This window comes from Aeromonas sp. DNP9, from assembly GCF_001728955.1.
In the GTDB taxonomy this organism is placed as follows: Bacteria; Pseudomonadota; Gammaproteobacteria; order Enterobacterales; family Aeromonadaceae; genus Aeromonas; species Aeromonas veronii.
On record NZ_LYSQ01000001.1, the window covers coordinates 196,143 to 209,572 of the forward strand.

Consider the following 13,430-nt stretch of genomic DNA (forward strand, 5'->3'; position numbering starts at 1 on the left):
TGATCCACGGCGATGTTACCGTTGAGTACTGTGATCGTGATTCTTTTCACTCTGGATATGGATTAAAACCCTCTTTTTGCGGGAAGTGCGCCGAGATATTCAGCAGCCGGGTTTCTTCATCCAGCGACACAGTGACGGTGGCGCCATGGGCTTCCAGCATGATTTTGCCATGATAGCCATTGTGACTGTGTGCTTCTTTGTTGTTATTAGAGGATGGGAATCTGTCGAACAGAGAGAGGACATTGTTGATATCCAGCAAGGTCGAGCTATCAATATTTAAAATAATGCTGTCGGGGTATTTCAGACAGACAATTTCCACGCAGGAGGAGGGCGCCGCATGCTCACAAGCGAGCCGTGTCAATATTTGAAACGCGGAATAACAGAGAAATTCGTCACCTGCGATGAATAGCTCGTCATAGAGGTAATTTTTGGGTTTGGTCAGCTTGATATCGAGCTTTTTCCCGGCATAGAGATTTTTGAATTGCACCGAAAGCCGGTTGAAAATATTAAAGAGCTGGACTTTACCCGCTTTCAAAACAAAGGTGCCGGTTTCAATCTGGTAAATCTCGCTGGCCAGCCTGGTCAATGCCAGTGCATCGCCTACAGATTTTCTGGTGATGGATAGCTGGGTTTTTTGGAGCATGTTGAGCGATGAGTCGGCCGCTAGCTCTTCCAGCAGGTGTAGCGCGTTGAGCAGGGGCTCCTGAATTTCATAGCGGATATTGAACTCGAGGCTCTCTTTGAGCGCATTGAGCTCAAGCATCTGATCGAACTCTTTTTGCAGATCTCTTCTGGCATGCACCAGCCGCATCAGATTGGCAATGCGAAAACGCAGCATCTCGATGTCGATCGGCTTGGTGATAAAATCGACGGCCCCCAGTTTCATCGCCCGTTTACGGGAATAGATATCATCCAGTGCCGTCATAAAGACGATGGGGATGTGCTCAGAGTGGGGATGTTCACGCAAAATTCTGGCGACATCGAATCCGTTCAGGTTGGGCATCATGATATCGAGCAGCACCAGATCGGGTGGATTATCCGATTGGCAGATCCTGATCGCTTTTTCGCCATCCTTGACCAACTTGAGATGAAACTCTTTGCGAAATACCGAGGTGATCAGCATCAAATTATCTGGAACATCGTCAACCACCAGAATGGTTGGACTATCCTGATTGCTGGCGACCAGATCGCTGTTGGAAAAACGGTGCAAACGACCGAATTCAAATTGTGAAAGTGGGGGCTGCGACTGGCTGGTTGCCAACAGCAGCCGAGTAATCCTGGTTTTAAGGGTATCGGGCTTGAGCGGGGTCAAGATAATGTCAGAGACTTTCGCCTGGACAAATTGTTCGATCAATGGGCGATCTGTCCCTGAGGTCAGGGTCAAAAAAGGCAGTGTGTGATGAGGTGCCCTACTGCGAATATTTTTCAGCAGTGTGAGCAAGTTTGCCGAATCGAGATCGATATTGCAGATGATCATGGCGGCAGGGCCATCAGCCACGCAACGTTCCAGCGCCTCGACACTCTCCACCACCGTAATCTGGCTTATGCCAATGGCTCGTAACTGATTGCATAGCGCATCGCTGTGCACATTATCTTTTTCCAGTACCAGCGTGGGGCCGGAAATTATTTTTGCTATGTCCATATGGCTATCTGATGTGCCCATCTGTCGCTGTATCCTGCCAGCTCATTTTGAGCATGATAATATAGGGTGCATGACCCTGGTCAACCGATACCTCTGCTACCTTGCGCTGGAAATATAAATCTGCAAGCTGGCTCATGACCCAACGTGATAAAGAGAGCAATCCGATATCATCATACCGTTGGTGCTGACCCATCTTCTGATGGTGTACAACCGCCATTACCCCATATCCACTTTTTCTTGTATCCGATTTATCCCTTGTGAGTTGCTGGCTCCTGTCGGGTTGTGCGCACATTTCAACCGGGTTGTCATGGCTGCCTGTCGGGGGATCCGTTATGGTGTGAGAAAGGTTGGCAGGGGTCGCCATCCTCCATCTTGGCAGGGAGAATCACGAGATATGGAACATCTTGCCCCGAGCGCGGCTCATCCTATGGTGCTGCTGGTTGATGATAAGAGTGGCTGCCACAAGTTGATGAATGCGCTGCTCGGTGAGTGCCTTTTATTGCACGTCTTCTCCTGTGAGGCGGTGCTGATGATGGCCAGGCAGAGCGATGGAGCATGCTGTCAACCATGAAATCGCGTCTCTGGCACATTGCTGCCGTGCTGTTGCTCTCCCTGATGTTGGCCACGCTGGTCGACGCCTTCTATCTGGAGCTGGAGCGGCAGGAGTATCGCCAGTCGCTGGATACCCGCATTCAGCGCGAGGGCGACAATCTGCAGCAACTGACCCTCTCAAGCAAGGGGATGGGGGCGGTGCAACTGGCTGGCCGCCTCAACCGCGAGATCCAGCAATCGTCACTGCTCGAGCGGGGGGAGCTGAGCCCGAGCGAAGCTCTGCAGGTGTTGGCGCAGGGGGTGAAGGCCAATCATGCCTTTGTTACCAATAAAGCAGGGGTGATTGTCCGTGATTGGGATGCGCTTGGTCGCCATGTCGTCGGGCAGGATGTGTCGTTTCGCTCTTACTTCAGACAAGGGATCCTGGGGCTGGAAACGGTAGATGCTGGGGTTAGCCTCAATACCGGCAAGCGGATGATCTATGTGGCGGCGCCAGTCTCTCACGATCGGGCGCAAGGAAGCGACATTACTGGGGTGGTGGTGGCGCGTTACGAGATGGCGCTGCTCGATACCTTTCTGGCCGGGTGGGGCGATACCATCGGTTTGCTGGTCTCGCCAGATGGAGTTGTGATGGCCAGCAACAAGAGCGACTGGCAAATGGCGGTGGTGGGAGCGAACTCTGCCGCCAGGCAACAGCAGCTCTTTGCCTCTCGCCTATATGGACACTACTTTGCCCCGGATCGCCAACCGGTGATCCTGCCTGCACTCGATGGCAGTGAAGTTCGGATAGGGAAAGATAGCTATCTGGTGAGCCGCATGCCTATCGAGTGGCACGATGCCAAAGGGCAGTGGATGCTGCTGCTGTTGGGCAATGTGGAACAGGCCGTGTCAGGATGGCGGCGAGTGGCCTTGTTCGGCACCGCCCTGTTGATATGTCTGAGCTCGGCCCTGCTCTGGCAGGGGCGAATGTTGCGTCGCCGCAGTATCCGCGAGCGCAACGAACAGTTTGCCTTCCAGCAGGCATTGATCGATACCCTGCCACATCCTCTCTTCTATACCGATAATCAGGGTCGCCTGCTGGGGGTAAATCGCGCCTTTACCAGTTCATTTGGTGGTGCCCGCCCGCTCGAGGGCAAGCGGTTGGCGGAGTTGCCCCAACTTGCCGGGTTGGACTCGGCGGATGAGGACAACACCTTGTTGAGGGTGGCTGGCAGCCAGGCCAGAACGCAGCATGAGGTGCGCCTGTTTTCGCCGGATGGCCGCCCTCTGGACATGCTCTATTTTCTCTCGGGGATCGAGCTTGCCGAGAGCGAGCGAAGCGGTGCGGTCGGCAGCCTGGTCGACATCACCCCGATCCGTGCCGCCGAGCAGGCCATGCGGGAGGCTCATGACCGGATAGCGGCAGATCGCCAGCGGCTGCACGAGAGCGAGCAGCGGATCCAGTCCATGGTGCGCAACGTACCGGGTATGGTCTATCGCTGCTTGCCTCATCATCCCTGGACCATGTTGTTCGTCAGCGACGAGGCGGAAAAATTGACCGGCTATCCCGCCAGCGATTTTGTCGGCGTAGGCAACAGCCGCGATTTTGGTGACTTGATCCATCCCGATGACCTCGAACTGAGCAACCGCAACACCATCGAGGCCATTGCCGAACATCGGCAATATATCAACGAGTACCGCATCTTCGATCGCTGGGGTCAGCTCCGCTGGGTCTACTCCATCGGACTCGCCACCTATGATGCCGAGGGTAAGGCCATGTATCTGGACGGGATCATCTTCGATTTCAGCGACCGCAAGCAGGCTGAGGCCGCCATGCTAGAAGCTAGGCAGATCGCCGAAGATGCCACCCGAACCAAGAGCGAATTTTTGGCCAACATGAGCCATGAGATCCGCACGCCGATGAATGCGATCATCTGCATGGCCCATCTGGCGCTGCAAACCAGTCTCTCCCCCGAGCAGCACAACTATGTGAGCAAGATAGACAGAGCGGCGAACAACCTGCTCGGGATCCTCAACGACATCCTCGACTTCTCAAAGATGGAGGCGGGTAAGCTGCAACTGGAACAGGTGGATTTCCGGCTCAACGAGGTATTCGAGTGGCTGGCTGATCTGACGGCGTTCCGGGCGCGGGAAAAGGGGCTGGCGCTGCTGTTCGATCTGGCAGGTGATCTGCCTGACCGTTTACGCGGTGATCCCCTGCGACTTGGCCAGATCCTGCTCAACCTGACCAGCAATGCCATCAAGTTCACCGAGCAGGGAGAGGTGATCGTCCAGCTGGCACGCAGTAACGAGCGAGATGGCAAGATCTGGCTGCAGGGCAGTGTGCAGGATAGCGGTATCGGCATGACAGTCGAGCAGTGCCAGCGTCTCTTCCACTCCTTTGAACAGGCTGACAGCTCGACCACCCGCAAATATGGTGGCACCGGTCTTGGTTTGGCTATCACGCACAATCTGGTGCAACTGATGGACGGGGAGATCCGGGTGGAGAGCTCCCCGGGGCAGGGCAGCGAGTTTCACTTCCGTATCTGTCTCGCCACCCTGGCGGATAAGGGTCATGAAGAGCAACATGTGGCCATGCCGCTGGCGCCGCAGCGTCTGCTGTTGCTGGAGCCGCGCCCTGTTTCGCGAGCGGCCATTCTCCACCAGTTGGTGGCGCTGCCCGTTGAGCTTGTCTGTGCGGACGCTCCCGCCGCAGTGCTGGCACTGCTGCATCAAGGCATCGCGGCGGGCAAACCCTGTGAACGAGTGATGCTGGGGTGGCAGGATGGAGATAGCTGGTTGCCAGAGGTGCTGCAGGAGGTTGGCACGCTGGCAGCGCCGCCTGCGATCTTGCTGATCACCTCGGGCGATCCCGCACCGCTTGCCAGCCATGTTGCTGCGCTGGGGTTGGCGCCGTGTGATGTGCTTGCCCATCCCTTTACTCCGCAAGCACTGCGTCAGGCGCTAGCGGGCGATGCCGTGGGACGGGAGGCGTTATCGGATGCAAGCCCCCATCATCAGGTTGCGCTGCCCGCTCATGGGCTGGCGGGGGCTCGTCTGCTGCTGGTGGATGATAACGACATGAACCGGGAAGTTGCGTTGGCCCTGTTGGGCAAGCAGCAGATCTCCCTGGTCTGTGCTTGCGATGGGGCACAGGCGCTTGCCTTGCTGGCGCAAGATCGCAGGTTTGACGGCATCCTGATGGATTGCCAGATGCCGGTGATGGACGGGTACACCGCGACCCGGTTGATCCGCGCCGATCCGGCGCTGGCCGGGATCCCCATTATCGCCATGACCGCCAGCACCATGGCCGGAGATAAAGAGAAGGCGCTGGCGGCAGGCATGAATGACCACATCGCCAAACCCTTGAATATGCCGCTGTTGCTGGCGACCCTCTCGCACTGGATCACACCCGCCAGACCTCTGGCTGCCGCCAGCAAGTTGCAGGTGACTGACGATGCGACCCCTTGGCAAGGCGTGCCCGGCCTTGACGTGCAGCGGGGCATGGCCGTGATGGGGGGCGACAGTGCGCTCTACCGCAATATGTTGCAGCGCTTTTGTAACGGGCAGCAGGGGTTTGAAGCCAGTTTCCACTCGGTGTGGGTGTCGGATGACAAAGTCACGGCCCGGCGTCTGGCTCACACCCTCAAGGGCAGTGCCAGCACCATAGGGGCGACCGGTGTGGCGGAGCTGGCGGCGCTGCTCGAGCAAGCCTGTGAAGAGGGGGATGATGCAGGGGTCGCAACCCGCTTGCCATCCCTGATGGCAGAATTGACGCCCCTGCTGTCTGGGCTGGAAGCCGCGCTGGCAGCGTCCCCTGTGACGATGAGCGCTTCCCGGGGCATTGATGCCGGGATGATGGCGGCGCAACTCCAGCAGTTGGGGGCCTTGCTGGCACAGAGCGATGCCCAGGCGTTGGCGCTTTGTCAGCAGATTGAGGCTGATCTGGCAGGCAGTGCATTGCCGCTGCGTGCTGCATTTCAAGAGGTGAGCCGGGCAGTCAACGAGTTCGAGTTCGATCAGGCACTGCAGTTGCTGGCGCCACTGCTTGGGTGATGGTTAACACCCTTATCGCTTCTCATGTTCATCGTCATCCTACTAATTTCTTTTGGTTGTCACTGAACAAGAATAATTATCATCTCTATCGGTATGGTAGATATTTACGTTCCGGTTAATTACGCTGGGTGACGTAAAGGTAAATAGTGTAAATATGGGCGGTAACATCTGTAACCTGATGAGCGAATGTATCGCGAGTTAAATATGGTGACTATGTTGCAGACAGCCGACATCCTCACTTTTTTTCTCACCATTAATTTGAATGTAGATTCACGATGATGCGTAAACATATCCGTGAGTGCGATATTTTACTCACCAGCATCCAAGACAATAAAGAGTGGGGGAGGTCATACTGATATGCATACCTCGGCGGCATCTTTTTATTAAGCTGTGTTAAACGTCAGGGAGGCCAAGTGGGGTTGTACTATGTAGGCTAGCAGGAGCAATCATCGCCCTGCAGCGCAGGTAAGATGCAAGCAGACACCAAGCGACATGCAGGGATATCGTGCCGTGCCGTGCCGTGCCGTGCCGTGCCGTGCCGTGCCGTGCAGGCTGTGCTTGCTACCGGTGGCAGCTGGCCGTGAGACCGTTCTGGTGTGGAGAGGCAAGTCAGGAGGTTGTCCCGTGGATGACTGTATGGAATATGCAATGAAATGAGTAAAGATATATTAAATGGATCATTTATGGGTGGCATCAGTATTGTGAAATGAGCGGTATAGCCAAGATTTCAATCATGTTAATTTGGCTCACAGTGAAAGAGAGGATATGCGGTGATTAATTATTTAATATCCAATTAAGTTCATAAAATTTACGGAGTTGCCAAATATCTCTTTGGGAGTAATTAATTTAATTTGTGATGTGGCTCGCTATGAAAATAGGGGTAAGCCGGTCGAAATTGATAGAGATCAATACTGCAGGGTGGGTGAGTCCTTAGCATTTCCGCTATTAAGCATTTATCAAACAAGTGCTCACTACGGGAATAAGTAGAATGGTCGAGGATAATTTTTTATCGGCTCATGGGATTAATCGCCGTGATTTTATGAAATTGTGTGCCGGGATGGCCGCAACCCTGGGATTAAGTCAGCATGCCGTCGCCAAGATGGCCACTGCGCTCACCAGCCCCGAGCGGCCGCCGGTTATCTGGATTGGGGCGCAGGAGTGTACCGGTTGTACCGAATCGCTGCTGCGCGCCACCCACCCCACCATCGAGAACCTGATCCTCAATACCATTTCGCTGGAGTACCACGAGGTACTCTCGGCGGCCTTTGGTCATCAGGCGGAAGAGAACAAGCACAACGCCATCAAGCGCTATAAAGGCAAGTATGTGCTGGTGGTGGATGGCTCCATTCCGCTCAAAGATGGTGGCGTCTACTGCATGGTGGCTGGTGAACCCATCGTTGACCATATTCGCCGTGCCGCCAGTGACGCGGCTGCCGTCATCGCCATCGGCTCCTGTGCCGCCTGGGGCGGCGTCCCCGCCAGTGGCGGTAACCCGACCGGCGCTGTTAGCCTTGAAGAGGCGCTCGGCAATATCGGTACCCCCATCATCAATATCCCGGGCTGCCCGCCCAATCCCCACAACTTCCTCACCACGGTTGCCTACTACATCACCTATGGCAAGCTGCCGGCGCTGGATGCCAAGAATCGGCCGCTGTTTGCCTATGAGCGGCTCATCCACGAAAACTGCGAGCGCCGTCCGCACTTTGACGCAGGTCGCTTTGCCAAGGAGTTCGGTGACGAAGGCCACCGTCAGGGCTGGTGTCTCTATCATCTGGGCTGCAAGGGGCCGGAGACCTACGGCAACTGCTCGACCCTGGAGTTCTGTGATATCGGTGGTGGCATCTGGCCCGTTGGTATCGGTCATCCCTGCTACGGCTGCAACGAACAGGGTGTCGGTTTCAGCAAGGGGATCTTCCAGCTCGCCAAGGTTGAGAATCCGACCCCGCGGGTCAACAAGCCCGATGTGGCCATTCAGGAGGGGGGTCATATCTCTCCCACTTCCACCGCGCTGATCGGCGGTGCCCTCGGGGTGCTGGTCGGGGTGAGTCTGATGACGGTGCGTGAACTCGGTCGCCAGCAGAAGCGCCATGAAGCCGGGCAGCATCCGTCACGGGAGGAGTGACCGTGAACAGACGCAACTTCCTCAAATTTGCCTCCGTCGGCGCGCTGGCAGCCGGGGCCACTGTGCCCGGCACAGCCCTTGCGGCTGCCAAAAACAAGCCACCCATTCCCGGTGCGCTTGGCATGCTCTACGACTCCACCCTCTGTGTCGGTTGCCAGGCCTGCGTGGCGGAGTGCCAGCGCCTTAACGGCAACCCGGCCAATCCGGCGGGCGAGCAGACCTGGTCCAACAACGACAAGCTGAGCCCCTACACCAACAACATCATTCAGGTGTGGAAGAGCGGCGCGGGCGATCACAAGGATCAGCTGGTGGATGGCTACGCCTACATCAAGAAGCAGTGCATGCACTGCGTCGATCCCAACTGTGTTTCCGTCTGCCCGGTGAAGGCCCTTAAAAAAGATCCCAAGACCGGCATCGTTCACTACGACCCGAGCGTCTGTACCGGTTGCCGTTACTGCATGGTGGGCTGCCCGTTCGACGTGCCCAAATATGACTACGACAACCCGTTCGGGGCGATCCACAAGTGCGAGCTCTGCAACCAGAAGGGGCTTGAGCGGATTGATCAGGGTAAATTGCCCGGCTGTGTCAAGGTATGCCCGACCGGTGCCGTCATCTTCGGCACCCGCGAGGAGCTGATGGCTGAGGCCAGGCGTCGCCTGCTGGCGACCCCGGGCAGCGAATATGCCTACCCGCGCCAGACCCTCAAGACCAACGACCCCTACCTGCACGAAGTGCCCAACTACCAGCCTTACGTCTATGGCGAGAAGGAGGGGGGCGGCACCCAGGTGCTGGTGCTGGCCGGGGTGCCCTACACCAAGCTCGACATGCCCGATCTGCCGGAGCTCTCCTCCGGGGCGCGCTCGGAGCATATCCAGCACACCCTCTACAAGGGGATGGTGCTGCCCATGGTGGTGCTGACCGGTCTCTCGGTGCTTATCCGTCGCAACACCAAGAATGGCCACGATCATCACGATGGTCACGATCAGGGCAAGGGGACGTCGGTCGATCAAGGGACACAACAGGGGGGTAAGGATCATGAGTAACCACAAGGCACATCCCCTTGGCGGCAGGCTGGTGAGCTGGCCGGTGCTGGTGCTGGCACCCTTTGCGGTGCTGTGCGGCATGCTTATCCTCAAGCGCCTCATCTTCGGGTTGGGCTCAGTGACCGATCTGAACGGGGGTTATCCCTGGGGTCTCTGGATCTCCTTTGACCTCTTGATCGGTACCGGTTTCGCCTGCGGTGGTTGGGCGCTGGCCTGGGCGGTTTACGTCTTCAACCGGGGCGAGTATCACCCGCTGGTGCGACCGGCTCTGTTGGCGAGCCTGTTCGGTTATTCGCTGGGCGGCCTCTCCATCACAATCGACGTGGGGCGTTACTGGAACCTGCCCTACTTCTACCTGCCCGGTCACTTCAACACCTCCTCGGTGTTGTTCGAGACAGCGGTCTGCATGACTATCTACATCGGGGTGATGGCGCTGGAGTTTGCGCCCGTGCTCTTGGAGAAGTTCGGCTGGAAAACCTCCATGGCGCGGCTCAACAAGATCATGTTCTTCATTCTGGCGCTGGGGGCACTGCTGCCCACCATGCACCAATCCTCGATGGGCTCGTTGATGATAGTGGCGGGGGAGAAGATCCATCCGCTCTGGCAAAGCTATGAGCTGCTGCCGGTCTTTTCGCTTCTGACCGCCTTTATCATGGGCTTCTCCATCGTGGTGTTTGAGGGCTCTCTGGTGCAGGCGGGGCTGGCGGGGCGGGGCCCCAACGAGAAACCGCTCTTCTACAAACTGACCCAGGTGATCGACATCTTCCTGATCCTGTTTGTGGCGCTGCGTTTTGCCGAGATCGTCATCCACGACAAGTCGGAGTACCTCTCCGAGTTCAACCGCTACTCCATTCTGTTCTGGAGCGAGATCGCGCTGATGATCTTCCCGCTGCTGGTGTTCCACTGGGACAAGAGTCGCCGGGATTCGCGCATGCTCTTTCTGGGGGCTCTCAGCATGCTGCTGGGCGCCGCCCTCTGGCGACTGGATTACTCCCTGCTCGCCTTCAACCCCGGCAATGGCTACCACTACTTCCCCTCCGCGACGGAGGTGCTGATCTCCCTTGGCTTTGTTGCCATCGAAGTGTGTGCCTATTTGCTGCTGATCCGGCTGTTGCCGGTACTGCCATCACTTGAACGTGTTCACCAAGATTATCAGGCCCGAGGGAAAGCCAACGTATGAGCCAACGTATCACCATAGACCCCATCACCCGCATTGAGGGGCACCTGCGTATCGACTGTGAAATCGAAGGCGGAAAAGTGACCAAAGCCTGGTCGTCCGGCACCATGTGGCGCGGGATGGAGGAGATCGTCAAGGGCAACGACCCGCGCGATGCCTGGATGATAGTGCAGCGCATCTGCGGGGTATGTACCTCCATCCACGCCATCGCCTCGGTGCGGGCGGTGGAGAACGCCATCGGCGCCAAGGTGCCGGTCAATGCCCAGTTCATCCGCAACCTCATCATCGCGGCCCACAACATCCACGATCACATCGTTCACTTCTATCAGCTCTCCGCGCTGGACTGGGTGGACATCACCGCGGCCCTTGAGGCCAATCCGCAAAAAGCGGCGGACATGCTCAGGGGGGTCTCTACCTGGTCCCTCAACAGCGCCGACGAGTTGACCAAGGTGCAGGACAAGATCCGCGCCCTGGTGGCGAGCGGCCAGCTCGGCATCTTTGCCAACGGCTACTGGGGTCACAAGGAGATGACGCTGAGCCCGGAGGTGAACCTCATCGCCGTGGCGCACTATCTGCAGGCGTTGGAGTGCCAGCGCGATGCCAACCGCATCGTCGCTATCCTCGGTGGCAAGAGCCCGCACATTCAGAATCTGGCGGTGGGCGGCGTGGCCAATCCCATCAATCTGGATGCACCGAGTGTGCTCAATCTGGAGCGGCTGCTCTATGTGAAGAGCTTTATCGACCGGCTCGGCGAGTTTATCGAGCAGGTCTACAAGGTGGATGCCGCCATCATAGCCGCGCACTACCCCGAGTGGCTGAATCTGGGGCAGGGGGCCAAGCACTACCTGAGCGTGCCTGAGCTCCCCACCGATGCCAACGGCGGCAGCTTCCTGATGCCGGGCGGCTATATCGAGAATGGCAATCTGACGGGATATCGCCCCATCGAGAGTCATCAGGATGGCTGGCTTATGGAGGGCATCGCCGAGAGCAACAAGCACGCCTGGTACAAGGATGACGCCCCCCTCAAGCCGTGGGAGGGCAAGACCGAGCCGAACTACACCGGCTGGCAGGATGACGGCAAATACTCCTGGGTCAAGTCTCCCACCTTCTACGGTAAGGTGGTGGAGGTGGGGCCGCTCGCAGACTTGCTGGTGAAACTCGCCGCCAAGCACCCGGAGACGGTGGCGCACTTTGATCAGCTGAACGGCATCTATAAAGTGCTGACCGGTTCAGCCATCAAGACCGAGCAATTGCACTCCACCATGGGCCGCATCATCGGCCGTGCGGTGCGCTGCTGCGTGCTGAAAGACACCCTGTCTCATCAGTGGAAGGCGCTGGTGGACAACATCGGCAAGGGGGATACCACCGCCTATATCAAGGCCGAGATCCCGGCGGACAAGGAGTTTCGCGGGGTGGGCTTTGAAGAGGCGCCGCGGGGCATGCTCTCCCACTGGATCGTCATCAAGGGCGGCAAGATAGAGAACTATCAGGCGGTGGTGCCATCGACCTGGAACTCGGGCCCGCGCAACTTCAATGATGAGCCCGGCCCCTACGAGCAGGCGCTAGTGGGTACCCCGGTGGCGGATCCCGCCAAACCGCTGGAGGTGGTGCGCACCATTCACTCGTTCGACCCCTGCATGTCCTGCGCGGTGCATGTGGTGGATACCCAAAATGGTGAAACGACTCAGGTAAAGGTGTTGTGATGAACATCCTGATCCTGGGCGTGGGCAACCTGCTCTTGAGTGACGAGGCCGTCGGCGTGCGCATCGTTGAGGGGCTGGGGCGCGAATACCGTTTCGCCCCCGGCATCGAGCTGCTCGACGGCGGTACCGCCGGCATGGAGTTGCTCGAAGCGATGGCCAGTCGCGATCACATCATTCTGGTTGATGCGGTGCGCAGCGGTAATCCGCCGGGCACAGTCGTGACCCTGAAGGATGAGGAGATCCCGACCCTGTTTGGCCGCAAGATCTCCCCGCATCAACTGGGGCTGGCGGACGTGCTCTCGGCGCTGCACATGACGGGGGAGTCGCCCAAGCGACTCACCTTGATCGGGGTCGAGCCCGAATCCCTCGAGCCCCGCATCGGCCTCACCCCCGTGGTGGCGGCTGCCATGGGGGAGGCGACGGATCGGATTTTGACCCTGCTGGCCGCCGTTGGCGCGCCCGCCATTGCACTCTCTGAGCAGGAGAAAGCTGAACAAGCACGGGAGGGCCTATGGCGCAGTCCAATTTAAGCGAGGCTGAGAGAGTGCTGGAGATAGTACCGGAGACAGCGCAGGAGTTTGCCGGTTTTGCCAGCAATCCCGCGCCTCTGCTGGTAGCCCAGTACGAGCGGATCGCTCGTGAAGAGATGCAGGTGTTGCCCTTCTATCACGCCACCATGCCCATGGTGGCGGAGTGCACGTTGTTTGAAGGTCAGTGGCTCGGCTGTGTGCTCACCCCCTGGATGCTGAGCGTGGTGGTGCTGCCGGGACCGGATCAGCTTTGGCCGGTGCGCAGCAGCAGCGATCGGCTCGCCCTGCAGCTCCCCTGCGGCAACATGACCTTTATGGTGGGTGAATTGCCCGAGACGGGACAGCTGCTGGCTTGCTCGCTCATGTCCCCCATCGACCCGCATCTGGGGGCCGACGAGGGGCGGGCGCTGGTGAGCAGTACCCTCAAGATGCTGCTCTCCTTGCCGGTGCAGCAAGGGGCTGGCGGTGTGGATCTGGGTCGCAGACGGCTATTTGGTGCCCGGCGCGGTCAACCGGCATAGTCGCTAGGTTTCACGCGAAATCAAGTTTAGAATAGGGGGCCATTTTGGCCCCTCACTCCCATGTTAAATCACGCATTCCACCTCTTTTTTGAGTGATGATCCGTG

Annotated in this window: 9 protein-coding genes; 8 read left to right on the plus strand and 1 reads right to left on the minus strand. The window is 57.9% G+C overall.

All coding sequences use genetic code 11. The annotated features are described in order from the left end of the window. Positions 1 to 46: 46 nt before the first annotated feature. Complete coding sequence (locus tag A9G06_RS00825) at positions 47 to 1,663, minus strand: response regulator (RefSeq protein WP_083243709.1); 1,617 nt, start codon at positions 1,661 to 1,663, stop codon at positions 47 to 49. Between the two features lie 373 nt (positions 1,664 to 2,036). On the opposite strand from A9G06_RS00825, the gene A9G06_RS22225 reads away from it, so the two are divergent. The 8 genes from A9G06_RS22225 to hybE all read left to right on the plus strand — a co-directional run bounded on the left by A9G06_RS22225 (position 2,037) and on the right by hybE (position 13,325). Further along, a complete protein-coding gene (locus A9G06_RS22225) occupies positions 2,037 to 2,213 on the plus strand; it encodes a hypothetical protein (protein WP_162519496.1) in 177 nt (58 codons plus the stop codon). Beyond that, positions 2,210 to 6,229 (plus strand): ATP-binding protein, encoded by a 4,020-nt coding sequence (locus tag A9G06_RS00835; protein WP_069553966.1) that lies wholly within the window; start codon positions 2,210 to 2,212, stop codon positions 6,227 to 6,229. The genes A9G06_RS22225 and A9G06_RS00835 overlap by 4 nt, the downstream gene beginning before the upstream one ends. A gap of 988 nt (positions 6,230 to 7,217) precedes the next feature. Further along, complete coding sequence (hybO, locus tag A9G06_RS00840; RefSeq protein ID WP_069553967.1) at positions 7,218 to 8,351, plus strand: hydrogenase 2 small subunit; 1,134 nt, start codon at positions 7,218 to 7,220, stop codon at positions 8,349 to 8,351. A 2-nt stretch (positions 8,352 to 8,353) separates the two neighbouring features. Continuing rightward, entirely contained in the window at positions 8,354 to 9,394 is a 1,041-nt protein-coding gene (gene hybA, locus A9G06_RS00845; RefSeq protein WP_069553968.1) for a hydrogenase 2 operon protein HybA, read from the plus strand. Beyond that, positions 9,387 to 10,574, plus strand: a complete 1,188-nt coding sequence (gene hybB, locus A9G06_RS00850; RefSeq protein WP_069553969.1) for a Ni/Fe-hydrogenase cytochrome b subunit — start codon at positions 9,387 to 9,389, stop codon at positions 10,572 to 10,574. The genes hybA and hybB overlap by 8 nt, the downstream gene beginning before the upstream one ends. Next, positions 10,571 to 12,274, plus strand: a complete 1,704-nt coding sequence (gene hybC / locus A9G06_RS00855; protein WP_069553970.1) for a hydrogenase 2 large subunit — start codon at positions 10,571 to 10,573, stop codon at positions 12,272 to 12,274. The genes hybB and hybC overlap by 4 nt, the downstream gene beginning before the upstream one ends. After that, positions 12,274 to 12,804, plus strand: a complete 531-nt coding sequence (locus tag A9G06_RS00860; protein ID WP_069553971.1) for a HyaD/HybD family hydrogenase maturation endopeptidase — start codon at positions 12,274 to 12,276, stop codon at positions 12,802 to 12,804. Before hybC ends, A9G06_RS00860 begins: the two co-directional genes overlap by 1 nt. Further along, positions 12,786 to 13,325, plus strand: a complete 540-nt coding sequence (hybE, locus tag A9G06_RS00865; protein ID WP_069553972.1) for a hydrogenase-2 assembly chaperone — start codon at positions 12,786 to 12,788, stop codon at positions 13,323 to 13,325. The genes A9G06_RS00860 and hybE overlap by 19 nt, the downstream gene beginning before the upstream one ends. Positions 13,326 to 13,430: the final 105 nt, after the last annotated feature.

Excerpts from the sequence above, each read along its gene's own strand:
- A9G06_RS00825 (WP_083243709.1), bottom strand. The coding sequence starts at position 1,663 with ATGGGCACATCAGATAGCCATATGGACATAGCAAAAATAATTTCCGGC.
- A9G06_RS22225 (WP_162519496.1), top strand. The coding sequence starts at position 2,037 with ATGGAACATCTTGCCCCGAGCGCGGCTCATCCTATGGTGCTGCTGGTT.
- A9G06_RS00835 (WP_069553966.1), top strand. The coding sequence starts at position 2,210 with ATGAAATCGCGTCTCTGGCACATTGCTGCCGTGCTGTTGCTCTCCCTG.
- hybO (WP_069553967.1), top strand. The coding sequence starts at position 7,218 with ATGGTCGAGGATAATTTTTTATCGGCTCATGGGATTAATCGCCGTGAT.
- hybB (WP_069553969.1), top strand. The coding sequence starts at position 9,387 with ATGAGTAACCACAAGGCACATCCCCTTGGCGGCAGGCTGGTGAGCTGG.
- hybC (WP_069553970.1), top strand. The coding sequence starts at position 10,571 with ATGAGCCAACGTATCACCATAGACCCCATCACCCGCATTGAGGGGCAC.
- A9G06_RS00860 (WP_069553971.1), top strand. The coding sequence starts at position 12,274 with ATGAACATCCTGATCCTGGGCGTGGGCAACCTGCTCTTGAGTGACGAG.
- hybE (WP_069553972.1), top strand. The coding sequence starts at position 12,786 with ATGGCGCAGTCCAATTTAAGCGAGGCTGAGAGAGTGCTGGAGATAGTA.